This is a genomic window from Phytomonospora endophytica, from assembly GCF_014202425.1.
GTDB classification, from domain to species: Bacteria; Actinomycetota; Actinomycetes; order Mycobacteriales; family Micromonosporaceae; genus Phytomonospora; species Phytomonospora endophytica.
In genome coordinates, this window is record NZ_JACHGT010000006.1 from 400652 (window position 1) to 417775 (window position 17124).

Annotated in this window: 15 protein-coding genes; 9 read left to right on the forward strand and 6 right to left on the reverse strand. The window is 70.1% G+C overall.

What is annotated here, in order from left to right; genetic code table 11:
- Positions 1-511 precede the first annotated feature (511 nt).
- Together tmk and HNR73_RS16315 are read left to right on the forward strand one after the other, a co-directional pair.
- Positions 512-2626 carry a dTMP kinase gene (gene tmk / locus HNR73_RS16310; RefSeq protein WP_373316584.1) on the forward strand — a complete coding sequence of 705 codons (2115 nt, stop codon included), beginning with the start codon at positions 512-514 and terminating at the stop codon, positions 2624-2626.
- Positions 2623-3807, forward strand: a complete 1185-nt coding sequence (locus tag HNR73_RS16315; RefSeq protein ID WP_184788310.1) for a DNA polymerase III subunit delta' — start codon at positions 2623-2625, stop codon at positions 3805-3807. The genes tmk and HNR73_RS16315 overlap by 4 nt, the downstream gene beginning before the upstream one ends.
- Position 3808: 1 nt before the next feature.
- Here the strand turns inward: HNR73_RS16315 and HNR73_RS39825 are convergent, their stop codons facing one another.
- Positions 3809-4384: an alpha/beta fold hydrolase gene (locus HNR73_RS39825; protein WP_239121903.1), complete on the reverse strand. Its 576-nt coding sequence runs from the start codon at positions 4382-4384 to the stop codon at positions 3809-3811.
- Between the two features lie 49 nt (positions 4385-4433).
- Here HNR73_RS39825 and merB point away from each other — a divergent pair, with 49 nt between their 5' ends.
- The gene (gene merB / locus HNR73_RS16325; protein ID WP_184788311.1) at positions 4434-5099 is read left to right on the forward strand and encodes an organomercurial lyase; all 666 of its coding nucleotides are present in this window, start codon (positions 4434-4436) and stop codon (positions 5097-5099) included.
- Between the two features lie 148 nt (positions 5100-5247).
- Here the strand turns inward: merB and ddaH are convergent, their stop codons facing one another.
- Positions 5248-6063, reverse strand: coding sequence for a dimethylargininase (gene ddaH / locus HNR73_RS16330; RefSeq protein WP_184788312.1), 816 nt, complete (start codon positions 6061-6063; stop codon positions 5248-5250).
- A 233-nt stretch (positions 6064-6296) separates the two neighbouring features.
- Between ddaH and HNR73_RS16335 the strand changes: the two genes are divergently transcribed.
- Positions 6297-8222, forward strand: coding sequence for a beta-propeller domain-containing protein (locus tag HNR73_RS16335; RefSeq protein WP_184788313.1), 1926 nt, complete (start codon positions 6297-6299; stop codon positions 8220-8222).
- A 178-nt stretch (positions 8223-8400) separates the two neighbouring features.
- Here the strand turns inward: HNR73_RS16335 and HNR73_RS16340 are convergent, their stop codons facing one another.
- On the reverse strand, positions 8401-8658 hold the full coding sequence (locus HNR73_RS16340) for a hypothetical protein (RefSeq protein ID WP_184788314.1): 258 nt from the start codon (positions 8656-8658) through the stop codon (positions 8401-8403).
- 129 nt (positions 8659-8787) lie between these two features.
- On the opposite strand from HNR73_RS16340, the gene HNR73_RS16345 reads away from it, so the two are divergent.
- Together HNR73_RS16345 and HNR73_RS16350 are read left to right on the forward strand one after the other, a co-directional pair.
- Positions 8788-9645 carry a helix-turn-helix domain-containing protein gene (locus HNR73_RS16345; protein WP_184788315.1) on the forward strand — a complete coding sequence of 286 codons (858 nt, stop codon included), beginning with the start codon at positions 8788-8790 and terminating at the stop codon, positions 9643-9645.
- Positions 9646-9657: 12 nt separating this feature from the next.
- A complete protein-coding gene (locus HNR73_RS16350; protein WP_373316583.1) occupies positions 9658-9843 on the forward strand; it encodes a DUF397 domain-containing protein in 186 nt (61 codons plus the stop codon).
- Positions 9844-10477: 634 nt separating this feature from the next.
- Here HNR73_RS16350 and HNR73_RS16355 read toward each other — a convergent pair.
- Both HNR73_RS16355 and HNR73_RS16360 read right to left on the reverse strand, forming a co-directional pair.
- Entirely contained in the window at positions 10478-11455 is a 978-nt protein-coding gene (locus HNR73_RS16355) for a T3SS (YopN, CesT) and YbjN peptide-binding chaperone 1 (RefSeq protein ID WP_184788317.1), read from the reverse strand.
- A gap of 112 nt (positions 11456-11567) precedes the next feature.
- The gene (locus tag HNR73_RS16360) at positions 11568-12605 is read right to left on the reverse strand and encodes a mechanosensitive ion channel family protein (protein ID WP_184788318.1); all 1038 of its coding nucleotides are present in this window, start codon (positions 12603-12605) and stop codon (positions 11568-11570) included.
- Positions 12606-12933: 328 nt separating this feature from the next.
- Between HNR73_RS16360 and HNR73_RS16365 the strand changes: the two genes are divergently transcribed.
- From HNR73_RS16365 to HNR73_RS16375, 3 genes are all read left to right on the forward strand, one after another.
- Positions 12934-13107, forward strand: coding sequence for a hypothetical protein (locus HNR73_RS16365; RefSeq protein ID WP_184788319.1), 174 nt, complete (start codon positions 12934-12936; stop codon positions 13105-13107).
- Positions 13108-13167: 60 nt separating this feature from the next.
- The gene (locus tag HNR73_RS16370) at positions 13168-15414 is read left to right on the forward strand and encodes an FdhF/YdeP family oxidoreductase (RefSeq protein WP_184788320.1); all 2247 of its coding nucleotides are present in this window, start codon (positions 13168-13170) and stop codon (positions 15412-15414) included.
- A 76-nt stretch (positions 15415-15490) separates the two neighbouring features.
- Positions 15491-16741, forward strand: a complete 1251-nt coding sequence (locus HNR73_RS16375; protein ID WP_184788321.1) for an MFS transporter — start codon at positions 15491-15493, stop codon at positions 16739-16741.
- Between the two features lie 37 nt (positions 16742-16778).
- Here the strand turns inward: HNR73_RS16375 and HNR73_RS16380 are convergent, their stop codons facing one another.
- Positions 16779-17063, reverse strand: coding sequence for a hypothetical protein (locus tag HNR73_RS16380; RefSeq protein ID WP_184788322.1), 285 nt, complete (start codon positions 17061-17063; stop codon positions 16779-16781).
- Between the last annotated feature and the right edge of the window lie 61 nt (positions 17064-17124).

Sequence of the window (17124 nt, forward strand, 5' to 3'; positions counted from 1 at the left end):
GCGTCGCCACCCGCGAGCCTCAGCCCTCGCAACCCGCGAGCCCCAGCCCGCACTACCCGCGAGCCCGAGCCCCCCGCGAGCGCGAGCCCTCACCCCGCGACCCCGAGCCCTCACGCCGCAACCCCCAGCCCACACCCCACAACCCCCAGCCCCCATCTCAGCCCCCCTTCAGCTTCGCGCGCTCTACTTGAACTGATCCGGGCGCCACGCCCGGATCGCCACTACTCCCGTCTCGCCGTCGTCCACCGAACCCGGACGTGGCATTCTCTCCCCCTCCACCAGGGCGGACGCGGACGGCGGCGGGGCGGTGTGGCGGCGCGAGAACCTTCGCGACGGGCGGCGTTGCCGCCGCAGTGCGGTATGACTCAGACCACCGTATTAGTCTGACTCGACAGTGAGTTGGCTACACATGACGGTCGACGCACGGAGGAAGGGACGCGCCAAGGACATGTCAGCCGCGACAGATCTTCGCGCGATCCTGCGCATTCGCCCCTTCCGCCGCCTGTGGGCGGTGCTCGGCCTCTCCGCGCTCGGCGACTGGCTCGGCCTGCTCGCCACGTCGCTCTTCGCCGCCAGCCAGGTCGAGGGCGCCACGGCCCAGGGCCTCGCCTTCGGCTCGGTCATCGCCGTACGGCTCCTCCCCTCGCTCGTGCTGGGTCCCCTCGCCGGGATCTTCGCCGACCGCTGGGACCGCCGCCTCACCATGGCGATCTGCGACATGCTGCGCTTCGCCCTCTTCGCCTCGATCCCGCTGGTCGGCCTCGCCTTCAACGGCGGCGTCCGCGCGGTCGGCTACGCCGCGATCGCGCAGTTCGCCATCGAGGCCGTCGCGATGGTGTGGATGCCGGCCAAGGAGGCCGCCGTCCCGAACCTGCTGCCCAAGGCGCGCCTCGAAACCGCGAACCAGCTCACCCTGGTCACCACCTACGGCCTCACCCCGGTGCTCGCCGCCGGTGTCCTCGGCCTGCTGACCAGCTTCGACGCCGAGCTCGTGTCCGGCCTCGGGCGCTGGGCGACGGCCGTCGACCTGGCCCTGTACTTCAACGCCCTGACCTTCCTGGCCGCCGCGCTCGTCGTGATCACCATGATCCCCGAGCTGAGCCAGCGCAAGAACGGCCACGGCCCGCCCGGCGCCGAACCGAAGAAGCAGGGCATGCTGCGCGAGTTCGCCGACGGCTGGAAGTACGTCGGCCGCACGAAACTCGTCCGCGGCCTCGTCCTCGGCATCCTCGGCGCCTTCGCCAGCGCCGGCGTCGTCATCGGCACCGCGCAGTTCTACGCCAAGGCCCTCGGCGGCGGCGACGCGACCTTCTCGACGCTCTTCGCGACCCTGTTCATCGGCCTCGGCATCGGCATCGTCGCCGGACCGAAGATCGTTGGGCAGCTGTCCCGGCGCCGCTGGTTCGGCCTGAGCATCATCCTCGCCGGGTGCGCCGTCATCCTCGACTCCATCGCGCCCCACGTGGCCGTGGCGATGCTCGGTACCTTCCTGGTCGGCGCGGGCGCCGGCATGGCCTTCCTGTCGGGCATCACGCTCCTCGGCGGCGAGGTCGCCGACGACGTGCGCGGCCGCATCTTCGCGTTCATCAACACCGCCGCCCGCGTCGTGCTCATGGCCACGATCGCCGGTTCGGGCCTCATCGCCGGTTTCGGGCTCGCCCGCCGCGTCGACTGGGGCGTGTTCCACGTCGACCTGTCGGCCACGCGCTTCCTGCTGCTGGCCGCCGGGATCATCGGCATCACGACGGGCCTGTCGGCGCTCCGCCAGATGGACGACAAGCCGGGCGTGCCGGTCCTCAAGGACGTGTGGAGCTCCATTCGCGGCCGTCCCCTCAGCCTCGGGCAGCCCGCCGAGGGCACCGGCTTCTTCATCGTCTTCGAAGGCGGCGACGGCTCCGGCAAGTCCTCCCAGGTCGTCAAGCTCGCCGCGCACCTGCGTCTCACCGGCCGCGACGTCGTCTTGACCCGCGAACCCGGCGCCACCGACATCGGCCGCCGCATCCGCACCCTCGTCCTCGACCCGTCGACGGGTTCGGAGCCGTCCCCGCGCGCCGAGGCGCTGTTGTACGCCGCCGACCGCGCCCACCACGTCGCCACGATCGTGCGGCCGGCGCTGCGCTCGGGCAAGGTCGTCATCTCCGACCGCTACGTCGACTCCTCCCTGGCCTACCAGGGCGGCGGGCGCGACCTGCCCACCGAAGAGGTCGCGTGGCTGTCGGACTGGGCCACGGCCTCCCTCAAGCCCGACCTCGTCGTCCTCCTCGACATCGACCCCGCCGTCGGCCTCGCGCGCGCCTCCGGCCGTGCCGGGCACGACCACATCGAGCGCGAGTCCCTCGCCTTCCACGAGAAGGTCCGCTACAAGTTCCTCGACATCGCCGCCGAGGACCCCCGCCGCTACCTCGTGGTCGACGCGACCCTCAGCGAGGACGAGATCTTCGCACTCGTCAGGGCCCGCGTCGGTGAGCGCCTCCCCGTCCCCGACGACGACGGCGCCGTCACGCCCGGGAGCCTCACCACCGACGACGACCTGCGCGACTCCGACCTGCCCGAGGACCCGTCGACGGCTCAGCTCTTCGAAGGCCTCGACGACCCCCGCGCAGCTGCGCGGGAGGCCGGCGCGTGAGCGCGCCCGTCTTCGACGAACTCGTCGGCCAGGACGAGGTCGTCGGCATCCTCGACGCGGCGGTGACGGCCGGGCAGGCTGTCCTGTCGGGCGTCGGCGGGGACACCTCGGCGATGACGCACTCGTGGCTGTTCACGGGTCCGCCCGGGTCGGGACGCTCCGTCGCGGCCCGTGCCCTGGCCGCCGCCCTGCAATGCCCCAAAGGCGGCTGTGACGCCTGCGGAGCCTGCCACACGGCCCGCGCGGGCACGCACGCCGACGTGCGCTTCGTCGTCCCCGACGGCCTGTCCATCGGCGTCGGGGAGATGCGCTCGCTCGTCACGCGGGCGCAGAGCGCGCCGACGCAGGGCCGCTGGCAGATCCTGCTCATCGAGGACGCCGACCGCCTCACCGAGGCCGCCGGGAACGCCCTGCTGAAGTCGATCGAGGAGCCGCCCTCGCGGACGGTGTTCCTGCTGTGCGCGCCCTCCGTCGACGACGTGCTCGTCACGATCCGCTCGCGCTGCCGGGTGGTCGCGCTGCGCCAGCCCCCGGCCGCCGCGATCGCGCGGCTGCTCGTCGACCGCGACGGCGTCGACCCCGCGATCGCCGACACGATGGCTTCGGTCGCGCAGGGCCACGTCGGCCGCGCCCGCAGGCTCGCCCGCGACGCCGAGGCCCGCGAACGCCGCGCCGCCGTCCTCGGGGTGCCGCGCCGGCTGACCGGTGTCGGCGCCTGCTTCGACGCCGCCGACGCCCTCATCACCGCCGCCGAGACCGAGGCCGCGGCCTCCACCAACGAACTCGCCGTCCGCGAGAAGGCCGAACTGGAGACCGCCCTCGGCAAGGGCGGCAGCGGCAAGGGCGCGGCGAAGGCGACGAGGGGCACCGCCGGGCTCGTCAAGGACCTGGAGAAGCGGCAGAAGTCGCGGCTCACCAGGGCCCAGCGCGACGCCCTCGACCGGGCCCTGGTCGACCTCGCGGCCTTCTACCGCGACGTGCTCGTGAACCGCTTCGGCGCGCGGGTCCCCTTGGTGCACACCGATCTCGCCGACGCGTCACGTGCCGCGTCGGGCGCCTTCTCGGCGGAGAGCATCGTGCGCCGGATCGACGCGATCCTGCGCTGCCGGGAGGCGATCGAGAAGAACGTCCGGCCGCGCATCGCCGTCGAGACGCTGATGCTGCACCTGTGGCGGGGCTGAGTCAGTCCTTCGGCCACACGGTCTCGTCGAGGAAGTTCTCGACGGCCGCGACGATCCCGCCCATGACCTTGAGGGACTCGCCGAGTCCGCCGGGGACGTAGAAGCCGTGATCGGCGTCGGGGATCTCGTGCACGTACGGCGTCAGTTCCCTCGCCAGCGCGGAGTTCCAGGACCTGTCGCCGGTCCCGCCGATGAGCAGGAAGGGCGCCGTCGCCCGCCGCAGCCCGTCGACGATGCGCGGGCTGATCAGCAGGGGTGTGAGCCACACGGCCGGATTGCCGTGCTCGGCGGCGAAACCGGTCGCGAAGCTGCCGAGCGATTTGGCGATGACCAGCGACTTCGCCGGACCGTGCGTGGCGAACGCCGGTGCGAGGTCGACGTCGGTCCACGGTCCGCGTTCGTCGCCTTCGAGGTGGGTGAGCCCCACCCCGGGATCCATGCGGCTCCACCACATGTAGTCGACGTCGGCCCCCCGGGACTCGGCGGCGTCGGCGGGGTAAAGGCACCACGGCGTGTAGGGCCCGCCACGGCCGCCGGGAATGATCAGTGCTCGTTTCGTAACTGTCGCATCCGTCACGGCTGTGAACCTAACCGGCCGGGTCGCGGAGCCGCTACCCTCAGGCCGCATGGCAGCCGATCTCGTCGACATTCGTACGTTCGTTTATGAGTGGTTCGCCCGAACCGGCGCCCCGCCGTCCTTAATGGACATCGGCCGCGCTCATGCCCTCGACGAGCCGGCGGTCGTGGCCGCGCTCCGGTCCCTTCACGATGGACATCTGCTGGTCCTGGACGAGCTCCGCCGGGACATCGTCATGGCGCATCCGTGGGCGTCGTCGCCGATGGGCTTCGTCGTCGCGGGCCCGGACCAGAAGTGGTGGGGCGGTTGCGCGTGGGACTCCTTCGCGATCCCGGCTCTGGTGGGCCGGACGTGTTTGGTGGCGACGCATTGTGGTGGTTGCGGCGCGGCCTTGGCGCTGGACGTGAAACCGGATCGGGCCCCGATCGAGCCGTGGGTGGCGCATCTGCCGGTCCCGGTGCTGAGGCAGTGGGACGACGTGGTGGCGACGTGTTCGAAGCAGTTGCTGTTCTGCCGCGCGGCCCACGTGGACGAGTGGTGCGCGAGAACGGGAACGCCGAAGGGGGAGGTCCTGGATCTGCGGACACTGTGGACGCTGGCGACGCGCTGGTATCACGGCCGCATGTCGAGGGAGTACCGGAGAAGGACCCCGGCCGAGGCGGGAGTGTTCTTCGCGGGGGTGGGACTGACGGGGGAGTTCTGGCGAACTGAGTAGACGACGCCGAGGACATGAGGCGCTGCCCTGAAGGCCTCGACCTTCGCTTCGCGAGTCTCGAAGAGACCCGCGAAGCGAGTTCCGGATCCGGGGACGGAGCCCCGGCGGGGGTGCTGGGGGCAAAACCCCCAGCCGGTCTAACCCGCGCCTACAGACGCAACTCCGAAATACAGCACTTCACGCTGCCCCCACCCTTCTTCAGCTCCGAAAGGTCGATCGGCACCGCCCGGTAGCCCCGCGACTCCAGTTTCGCGGCCATGCCCGTCGCCTCGGCGTTGACGAACACGTTGCGGCCGTCCGACACGAGGTTCAGCCCGAACGCCAGCGCGTCGGCCTCATCGGCGATGACGGCCCCGGGAAACAGCTGTCGCAGGACCTTCCGCGACGAGGCGCTGAACGCCTGCGGGTAGTACGTGATCGTCTCGTCGTCGAGGACCGCGAGCGCGGTGTCGAGGTGGTAGAAGCGGTCGTCGACCAGCTTCAGCGACACCACGGGCCGTCCCAGCGCCTCGCCCGCCTCGGCGTGCGCGCGGGGGTCGGTGCGGAAGCCGTATCCGGCGAGGATGAACCCCGGCCCCGGCACGTACGCGAAGTCGCCTTCGCCCTCGTTGGTCTCGGTCGGCGCGACGAAGCGCCATCCGGCGGCGCGGAACCACTTCTCGTAGGCGGCGGCCTCGGGCTGGCGCTGCGGGTAGCGGAAGCGGGCTCCGTAGACCGCTCCGTCGACCATGAACGCCCCGTTGGCGGCGTAGACCATGTCCGGCAGGCCGGCCTCGGGCTCGATGGTGTGCACCGTGTGGCCGTGCTCGGTGAGCGCTTCGCAGAGGGTCTTCCACTGGTTCACGGCGAGCGCGGTGTCGACCGGGGCGGTCGTGTCCATCCACGGGTTGATGGCGTACGAGACGGTGTAGTGCTCCGGGGGGCACAGGAGGTAGGTGCGCGACGTTGCGCTGGTGTCGGTCATCGAGGTCCTTTGCGGATGAGCAGGCCGGTCGTCAAGGGGACCGGGCGTACCGGATTTGGATCGTACTTGCCCGTGCGAGGGACCCGGCACGTCCGATCGGACGGTTCGGCGCGGGGGTCCCGGCGTGTACAACGACCAGCGGGTACGTGGGGCAGCGGTGGGGTGACGTGGGCCTCAGCGAGGGTCCGTGCCGTTTCACGGAACGGCCTCACGTTCGCCGCCGTCCAAGCCGCATGCGAGACACCAAGCCCAAGGCGCCCATCGCGGTGGTGCCACTTCTCCTCGTCGCGGGTCTGCTCGCCGCGTGCACCTCTCGTGAGGACACCGCCGACCTGCGGCCTCCGGTCGACGCGAAGCTCGTCGCGTACGACTCCTGCGACCACGCGCTGACCAGCCTGCGGGCGGCGGTGCTGCCCTATGTCGGACCGTGGGGGATCGACGTGTCCGGCGGGGACTCCTTCCGTGGGCCGGGGACGACCGCCGACGGTGAGGACAAGGCCGCCGCGGCGCCGGAGTCGGCGACCGGTTCGGCGCCCGCGGACCCCTATTCGACGACGAATGTGCAAGAGGCCGGTATCGATGAGCCCGACATCGTCAAGACCGACGGGAAGCGCATCCTGATCCTGCGCGACAACGTGCTGCGGGTGGTCGACGCGACGTCCCGTCAGGTCGCGAAGGACATTCCGCTGTCGTTCAAGGAGGACGGCAGCGGCATGTACTACGGGGCGACGTCGATGCTGTTGTCCGGTGACAAGGTCTTCGTGCTCAGCCAGAACCAGGGGATCTACGAGTACGGCAACGGCGCCACGGACAAGATGTGGGACGGTGGCGGCGGTCTCCAGGTGGCCGTGGTGGACCTCGCGCTGGGCTCGGTGACCGAGACCTTCCACTTCACCGGCAACGAGGTCGACACGCGCCAGTACGGCAGTGTCGTGCGGGTCGTGGCGAGTTCGACACCGCACCTGCGCTTCCCGGGCGGGGAGGAGGGCGATTCGCCGTCGGAGAGCGCGGCCCGTAACCGGGACGCCGTGAAGGAGTCCACGATCGGCGACTGGATGCCGCGCTACCGCCACCAGACGGCCGATGGGACGACGAACGAGGGCACGATCGGGTGCGAGTCGATGAAGCACGCGTTCGCGTACTCGGCGACGTCGATGCTCACCGTCTTGACCTTCGACCTCAACGCGCCCCTGGGCGACGGTGCCCCGGTCACGATCGTCGCCGACGGTCAGACCGTCTACGGTTCGCCGACCGCGCTGTACGTCGCCAACGACCGCCGCGCCTTCACCGCCAGTGCGCCCGAGACGGGGACGGAGCTGTACCGCTTCGACGTGACGCAGCCCGGTCAGCCCGTGTACGCGGCCTCCGGGTCGGTCCCCGGGTACGTGCTCAACCAGTACTCGATGTCGGAGTTCGAGGGGCACCTGCGGGTCGCGACGACGACCGATCCCTGGTCCTCGCGGTCGATGAAGAAATCGCACAGCGGCGTGTACGTGTTCAAACAGGACGGTCAGGCGCTCGTCGAGGTCGGCCGTGTCGAGGGACTCGGCAAGGACGAGCAGATCTACGCCGTCCGCTACGTCGGGCCGACCGCCTACGTCGTGACCTTCCGGCAGACCGATCCGCTCTATGTCGTCGATCTGGCCGTCCCGACGGCGCCCGCCGTCAAGGGCGAACTGAAGATCACCGGTTTTTCCTCCTACCTGCATCCCGTCGGGCCGGGCAGGCTCATCGGCGTCGGGCAGGAGGCCACCACGACGGGGATGTCGACGGCCGCGCAGATCTCGCTGTTCGACGTGTCCGACCCCGCCGCGCCCGGCAAACTCGCCGACTACGAAGTGGCCGGCGCGACCTCCGAGGCCCAGTACGACCCCCACGCGTTCCTCTACTGGGAACCCTCGAAGCTGCTCGTCGTGCCGATCGGGCCGAGCTGGAGCTTCGACGGCAGCGCTGACACGGCGGGCGGCGCGCTACTGCTCCGGGTCGAGGACACCGGACTGACCAAGGTCGGCGTCATCGCCCACCAGGGCGCCGACCTGTACACGTCGACGATCACGCGCTCGCTCGTCATCGGCGAGACACTGTGGACACTGTCCTACACGGGGCTCAAGGCGACGGGTCTCGACGGGAAGAACGAACTGGCCTGGATCGAGGGCTGACATATCGGGTCCGGGGGCGCGCACCCCCGGACCGCCCGAAAGGGCCGTCCGGCGGACAGTCCCGGCCCCACCATTAACGAGTGATGACCCGCCGAGCCGGGCACCGGACGGCCCGGCCCCACGGAAATTCCTGTCACCCGGCACCGTGGCCACTCAAGGCACACGACACCGGGGACGACTACTGACCCGCTTCGGCCTCGGCACGCAACGCCCGCGACGCGACCTCGGCGTCGGCGAGCTGACACAGCTGCCGGACGATGTCGTCGACGGAGTTCTTCAGGTGGAAGCCGGCCTCACGCGCTGAGCACACGTCCGAGAGCTGGTCCCCCTGAATGTAGGAACGCAGCAGCTCGCGCGCCCGGGCCTGGAGGGACTCCAGCGAGTCGATCGCGTTGATCGCCTCCCGCGTCGCGTCGTGCTTGAGCCGGGACTTCATCGCACTGCTCCCACCCGAGTGCTCGTGGCTTGGGTCACAGGTAGTCTCACACGACGAATGGCGAAACGCAACTAGCAGACGGAGATTTCGCACTACGTGTCAATCTCCATGCTGTGGGAGGATCACGCCATGGCCACCAACACCGTCCGCAGGCGCCGACTAGGCATTGCGCTCCGCGAACACCGGCGAGCCGCGAAAGTCAGCATGGAAGACGCCGCAGAGGTCATCAGCGTCCACAAAACGACCATCTCGCGGATGGAACGAGGACAGGCCGCCACCAAGCCCCTGTTCGTCCAAGCCCTGCTGGAACACTACAAAGTCACCGGCGCCGAGGCGTCCGCCCTGGTGGAACTCGCCAAAGAGGCCAGCCGCCCCGGATGGTGGCGCGCCTACGCCGGCGTCGTCGACGAACGCCACCTCGACCACATCGCCCTCGAATCCGAAGCCTCCCGGATCTCCACCTGGGAACCCGTGCTCATCCCCGCCCTGCTCCAGACCGAGGAGTACGCCCGCGCCGTACTCCAGCGAGCCGGTGTCGAATCACTGACACATACCCAGATCGACCGTCGCGTACAGGCCCGCGCCGAACGGCAGGCGAGGCTTCGCAGCGACGCACCGCCCGCACTTTTCGCGATGTTCGACGAAGGCGCATTGCGACGTCCCGTCGGGGGTAAAGAAGTCCTGTGCGGGCAACTCGCCCACCTGCTCGAACTGGCCGTGCTGCCCAACATCACCATCCAGCTGATCCCCACGTCGGCCGGTGCCCACGCCGGAGTAACGGGATCGGTGACCCTCCTCGACTACGCCAGCGACGAAGACCCCCCGGTCGCGTTCCTGGAAACGGTCGGTGGGGACCTCTACCTGGACGAACCGGGCGAGCTTAAGGTGTGCAGAGCCGTCTTCGACGCCTTGAGGTCAGATGCCTTGAGCCGGGATGAGACGGTGCAACAGATAGCCCAGCTCGCCGCGGAAAGCGAGCTGGGCTGAGAGGAACCAATGGTGGAGATACACAGAGACTACGCGACGTGGCGCCGCTCGACGCGTAGTGGACAGACCGGTAACTGTGTGGAGGTCGCCGACCTCGGCAAAGGAATCGGCGTGCGCGACACGAAGGACCGAGACGGCGGAACCCTCGTCATCAGCGCAGGTGAATGGACGAACTTCATCCACTCACTGAAGAAGTAGGCGACACCGCGAGACAGTAGGACACCGTCAAAGCCCCCGGCCGGAAAGATCGGTCGGGGGTTCAGTGTTGAAGGAGTCCAATGTGGGGGATATGCGGTCGCGTATGCGGTGAGGGGATGGGGGTGGGTGGGGGGTTTGGGGGTGCGGGCGGGGGTGGTTGAGGGGTAGCGGGTCGGGCTTGGGCCGGTGCCGGGGCCGGGTTCCCGGCGTGGGTGCGGGCGCGTGGCCCGGTGCCAGGCGTGGGCGAGCGAAGCGAGACTCGCCCTCGCGAGGCCGCGACTTGGGATCCCGGCGTGGGCGGGTCGCGAATCGGTGCCCCCGTCTCGCAGGCAGCGTTCGGTGGCGGACGGCGCGCGTGAAAGACGCGTTCCCCCGCTCGCCCCAAAGGGGCCCCAAAAATCACGATACGGGCGAGGTGCGACAAAAACGGCGGCGCCAGAATCGCTCGCGAGCGGCGTTCGGCCGGCGCGTCAGGGATGCGGCGAGAGGTATGGCTTCCGCGGTCCGAGTCAGGGCAACGGGCCCGGCGGGAGCGAGCCGTGCGGCGTGCGCGGAACCGCTTCGCCGAGTCCCCGAGCCGTGTCGGCCACGAAGCGCACTCCCGCGAACCCGAGCCGCACCCCCCCCGCCCTCGCTACAAGTACATCCCCGTGCGCGGCTCGTCCTCCGGCGCCTCCGCCGTCGGCTCGAAGAACCGCCGGCCGCCGAACTTCCCCTGCAGCCGGTCGTCGAGATCGTCCGCCAGTCGCGTCATCGACTCCACCGCCAGCATCAGATGCGTCGGCTGGAAGTCCCGCCCGTACACCGGCACCGAGACCCAGATCGTCCCGCTCAAGTAGTACAGCCGCCCGATCGGCAGCCGCTGCGTCAGCTCCGACAGCTCCCGGTACAGCCGCTCGTTCGGGTCGACCTCCGTCAGCAGCGGCGAGTACACGTCCACCACGGCCGGCCGGTCCGTCGACTTGATGAACACCATCGCCGACCCCGCCCGCAGGCTGATCTCCCCGTTCTCGTCCACCGAAAGGCGATCCGGTTCCGTGCGCTGCATCGCCGCGACGACCTCGCGCACCACCGACCCCAGCCCGCTCGCCTCGGCCGTGATCGCCCGCGGCCCCGGCTCCTCCGCCTCCGTCAGGCCCGGCGCCAGGCGCGCGGTCCCCAAGGTGGGCGCCTCGGTCTCACCCGAGAAGTCATAGGTCAGGAACGCCGGGTGCGGCGCGTTGTACATGTCCCGGAAGGTGCGCGTCACGATCTCGGCCAGGTCGGCGGCGTCGGCCAGCGGCAGGCGCAGCCCGAAGCGCTCCCCGGCGCCCTCGACCACACCCGGCGGCTGCCACCCCAGTGACACCAGGTGCGCGATCGTCGTACGGTCCAGGTTCACGCCGTCCGGCAGCGTCGCGTTGCTCGTGGCGTCGGCGTGCAGCTCCTCGCCCTTCAAGCGCGAGATCTGGACGTCGTAGACCGCCTCACCGGTGCCGGTGGCCGTCGGGTCCAGGACCAGTTCCAGGTCGCTGTCCTCCGGGAGCCCCCCGATCGCCGTCGCCAGCGCGCTCGTGAACGCCGTCCAGGCGGCGTCCACTTTCGCCGCCAGGTCGGTCCTGGTATCCGCCATGCCCGCTCCTCCCATAAGGCCGTCCGCGGTTCCGCCTTCGCCGTCTTGCGAGTCCCGGCCGTGACAGGCCGTCGCCGAACCACCGCGCCCTTCCACACGACGCGGCCCCACCCTACAAGGAACGTTCCCCCGTCAGTTCCGCCCGCGTCTTGGGCAGTGACGCGGGGTGGTTGTCGCGGATCCAGTTCACCAGACCTTCGCGCACGTGGCAGCGCAAATCCCAGACCACCGACCCGTCGGCGGCCGACACCACGGCCCGCAACCGCATCCGCCCGTGCACGGCGTCGGTGACCTGAAGAGTCGCGGTGTCGCCGTCCCAGTACTCGCATTCGCGGGCCAGGCGCTGCAGCTCTTCGCGCACCGGTTCGAGGGGGAGGGTGAAGTCGACGTCGAGCTCGACCGTGCCCAGGATGTCGACCGTGCTGCGCGTCCACGTGTGGTACGGGTTCTCGGTGAAGAACGTCGTCGGCAGCACCAGCCGCCGCTTGTCCCAGATGCGCACGACCACGTACGTGAGCGTGATCTCCTCGACGTGACCCCACTCGCTCTGGACGACCACGACGTCGCCGATGCGCAGGGCATCGCCGAACGCGAGCTGGAGCCCGGCGAACAGGCCCTTGAGCCACGACTGCGCGGCCAGACCGAGGACGATGCCGAGAATGCCGGCCGAGGCGAGGATGCTCACCCCGATGGTGCGCACCATCGGGAAGGTCAGCAGCGCCGCGCTGACGGCCAGGACCAGGATCCCGGCGACCGAGATGCGCCGGATGAGGATGATCTGCGTGCGCTGGCGGCGCTCGGTGAGCGACTCGCCGGGCTTGTCGACGCGCTTCATGATCATGCCCTCGACGACGTGCAGCAGCGCGATGAGCAGCCATGCGACGGTCCCGAAGATGGCGAGGGTGAGCACGTGGTCGATGACCGGCCGCCACTCCCACGACCAGATCTTCGGCAGGATGATCCGCACGGCGATGAGGGCGAGGGCGACCTGCGCGGGGAGGTAGGCCTCGTCGGCGAGCCTGGCCGTCGTCGAGCCGGGCTTCCCGTACTTGCGGGCGAGCCAGCGCGAACTGGCCACGATCGCGACGGTGAAACCGACGGCGAGGATGACGACGCCGATGCTCAGCGCGAACTCAGCGAACTCAGACATGCCCGCCAACTTATAGCGTCGCGGCCGTGCCCGGAAACCTTCATCACGGCATCCGGATCGCTTACGGGTCAAGACTTTCGGCCCTGGTCGGGCGCTATTTCGGGTAGGTCCGAATTCGCCGTGCGAAACGTGCGCATTCGGGGCGGTAAGGCCGTGGGGGACAGCGAACGCGCGGCCGTTCGCCGACACTGGTGCGCATGGGGCGGTGACCCCGTCGCGCCGGGGACCGACCTCCTCCGAGGTTCCCGGCGCTCTCAACGCACAGGCCACCGCATACGCCGGGCCCGGCCGCGTTGACCCGCGCGGCCGCCGGGTCGAGGCTGGCGGCATGAACGGACTCACGAGAATCGCCGACCGCCTCCTCGACCGCCTGGCCCCGAAGACGCGCGCCTTCGCGCAGGGCTGCTACCCCGGCTTCTGCGAGATGCCCGACGGCTCACCCGGCCGTACGGTGTGCTGCCCGGGCCGCGGCTGCGCGCCCTGCGTCGCCATCCCCGGCTGACGGCGCCTTACCCCCGGGTTCCCTCCACCCGGGCTCCTCCACGTCGTACCGTGGACCCTGATGGCACAGGACGAGGAAGTCACCGTCACCGGCCCGAAGACCGTCGCGGCCGGGATCCCCGGCGTGACCGCCGGGCTCGCCGCCGGGCTGCGCGAGATGGGCGTGGTACGCAGCGCCGGTACGCTGCGGCGGGTCAACAAGGTCGACGGTTTCGACTGCCCCGGCTGTGCCTGGCCCGAGCCCGCGCACCGGCACCCGGCCGAGTTCTGTGAGAACGGCGCGAAGGCCGTCGCCGAGGAGGCGACCGTCAAGCGCGTCGGGCCGGAGTTCTTCGCCGCCCATTCGCTGTCCGACCTGGCCTGGCGCAGCGAGCACTGGCTGGGCAAGCAGGGCCGTTTGACGCACCCGATGCTCAAACGCGAGGGCGCAGACCGCTACGAGCCGGTGCCGTGGGACGAGGCCATCGGCGTGCTGGCCGCTGAACTGTCCGCTTTGGACAGTCCGGATCAGGCGCTGTTCTACACTTCCGGACGCACCAGCAACGAGGCCGCGTTCCTGTATCAGCTTCTCGCTCGGGCCTACGGGACCAATAACCTGCCCGACTGCTCCAACATGTGCCACGAGTCCTCCGGTGTGGCGCTGACCGAGACGATCGGCATCGGCAAGGGTTCGGTGTCGCTCGACGACGTGCACGCCGCCGACCTCATCGTCGTCGTCGGCCAGAACCCCGGCACGAACCATCCGCGCATGCTGACCGCGCTGGAGAAGGCGAAGCGCAACGGGGCGGCGATCGTCGCGGTCAACCCGCTTCCCGAGGCGGGGCTGCTGCGCTTCAAGAACCCGCAGACCGTGCGCGGCCTGCTCGGCAAGGGCACCGTCCTGGCCGACACCCACCTGCCGATCCGCATCGGCGGGGATCTGGCGCTGTTCCAGTGGATCGGGCGCCGCCTGCTCGAATGGGACGCCGCCGACAAGTCCTTTGTGGACGAGAGCACGACCGGGTTCCGCGAGTACGCCGCCCACGTAAGCGCCGTCGACGCCGATGCCGTCGCCGCCGCGACCGGACTGTCCACTGCGGACATCGACGCCGTCGCGCGCCGGTTCGCCTCGGCGCAAAGGATCATCGTCTGCTGGGCGATGGGCCTGACGCAGCACCGCGACGCCGTCGCCACGATCCAGGAGATCGTCAACGTCCAGCTCCTGCGCGGCATGATCGGCAAGGAGGGCGCCGGACTCTGCCCGGTCCGCGGCCACAGCAACGTCCAGGGCGACCGGACCATGGGCATCTACGAGCACCCGCCGGCGTGGTCGGAGAAGCTCGGCACCGAGTTCGGGTTCAGTGTCCCGCGCGAGCCGGGAACCCATACGGTCGACGCGATCCGCGCCATGCGCGACCAGACGGCGAAGGTCTTCGTCGGGCTGGGCGGCAACTTCGCCGCCGCGACCCCCGACACCGCCGTCACCGAGGCCGCGTTGCGCGGCTGCCGCCTCACCGCGCACATCTCCACCAAGCTCAACCGCTCCCATGTCGTGACCGGCGAGGTCGCGCTGATCCTGCCGACCCTCGGCCGCACCGAACGCGACGTGCGCGGCACCGGCGAGCAGTTCGTCACCGTCGAGGACTCGATGAGCGCCGTGCACGCCTCCCGGGGACGGCTCGAACCGGCCTCCGACGGGCTGCTCAGCGAGGTCGCGATCATCTGCCGGCTCGGTGAGACGCTGCTGGACCAGGGGATCCCGTGGGGCGGGTTCGCCGAGGACTACCGGCTCGTCCGTGAACGCATCGCCCGGATCGTGCCCGGTTTCGCCGATTACGAGGCCAAGGTCGCCGACTCGATCGGCTTCGTGCTGCCGCACCCGCCGCGCGACTCGCGGACCTTCACCACGCCCTCGGGCCGCGCGGTGTTCACGGTCAGCGCGCTGACGGCGATCGAGGTGCCCGAAGGCCGTTTGCTCCTGCAGACCCTGCGCAGCCACGACCAGTACAACACCACCATCTACGGCCTCGACGACCGCTACCGCGGTATCCACAATGGACGCCGGGTCGTGCTCGTCAACCCCGACGACCTCACCGAACTCGGCCTCGCCGACGGCGACATGGTCGACATCCACAGCGAATGGGCCGGGGACGAAGACCGGCACGTCCACGACTTCCGCGTCGTGTCGTATCCGACGGCCCGGGGGTGTGCGGCGGCGTACTTCCCCGAGGCGAATCCCTTGGTACCGCTGGATCACACGGCGAAGGGGTCGCACACGCCGGTCTCGAAGGCGCTGGTCGTTCGGTTGGTCGCGCGTTCCGCAGGCTGAGACGCCACCGCGATCTTGCTCACAGGCACGCATAAATGACGAGGAGACCGTCGGCGAGCGGGCATAGCGTGCCGATGTGCCGACCCCCTTGATCACCCGCGCCAAGTCCCTCCTGCCCGACCCCGGCCCCGCCCGAGCCCTTACCTACTCGTCCTTCGTCGGGGCGATCGGCCGCGGGCTCTTCATCACCACGTCCGTCGTCTACTTCAACAAGTCCGTCGGCCTGTCCGCCGTCGAAGTCGGCCTCGGCATGACCCTCGCGGCCTGCCTCGGACTGTTCGCCGGCGTGCCGATGGGAGCCTTCGCCGACCGCCGGGGCCCGCGCGGGATCGCCGTCTGGTTCGGCGTCGCGGCCGCCGTCGTCGACCTGGGTTACCTCCTCGTCGGCGACTTCACCGGTTTCGTGATCGTCGCGGCCCTGGTCTCGGTGCTGGGCACCGGTTCCCAGGCCGCGCGCGGTGCCCTGATCGCCGGTAGCGTCCCGCCCGAGCAGCGCGTGCGAACCCGCGCCTACCTGCGTTCGGTCACCAACGTCGGATGGACTCTCGGCGCGCCCCTCGCCGGTGTCGCGCTCGCCTACGACACGCGCGAGGTCTACGTCGGGCTGATCCTCGTGACCGTCGTGCTGTACCTGGCGGCGGCGCTGCTGAACCTGCGCGTGCCCGCGCAGAAGCCGAGCCAGGAGGCGAAGAAGGCGTCGAAAACCCTCGCGCTGCGCGACAAGCCGTACGTCACGCTGACCGCGCTGAACGCGGTGATGACCGTGCACTTCCAGGTGTTCAACGTCGTCATCCCGCTGTGGGTCGTCAACCAGACCAACGCGCCCGCGTGGTTCTACTCGGTGCTGGCAGTGCTCAACACGACTTTCATCGTGTTCCTCCAGGTGCGTTTCAGCCGCGGCAGCGGAACGGTCAAGGGCGCCGCGCGAGCCCAGCGCAACGCCGGGTTCCTGCTGTTCGGTGCCTGCGTCCTCTACGCGCTGGCGCAGGACAAGCCGATGTGGATCGGTGTGGCGGCCCTGTTCGCGGGCGGTCTGGTGCACGTTTTCGGCGAGCTTCTGCACGCCGCCGGCGGCTGGGGCCTGAGCTTCGACCTCGCGCCCGCGCACGCGCAGGGGCAGTTCCAGGGGCTGTACAACACCGGTTTCCAGTTCGCCGAGATCGTCGCTCCGGCGGCCTTGACGGCGCTGGTGCTGGGCGCGGGCATGACGGGCTGGCTGATCCTCGGCGCGGCCTTCGTCGCGGCCGGGCTGGGCGTTCCGGCGGCGGCGAGGTGGGCCGAGCGGACGCGGCCGGTGGCCGTCGAGGAGGTCGTGGCCGCCGCGTAGCGGTCGTTCAGGTTTCGAACGCCGGGGTCGTGAGGGTTCAGCTCCAGCGGCTCAAGCGGTCGAAGTCGGCGCGGATCGTGCGCTGCGACTGGTATCCGTCCCACATGCGATGGCGGCCCCGGCCGCGTCGGAGGACGAGCGCGGCGAGTTGCCGGAAGACGCAGTCGACGAGGGCGCCGAGGGTGCAGCCGCAGCGCCGGGCGATGTGCCGGACGGCGGCGACACCGACGACGGTGAGCAGCGCGGTCGCCGCCCCGAGCAGGAAGACGGTGACCGGGTCGAGGTCGAGTGCGGTGAGTCGAGAGAAGTCAAGTTGGTTCACCGGTGACAGCCCTTTTGCCTTGAGTCGTTGTGGAGCCGCCCCCGGTCGAGTGCCGTGGGCG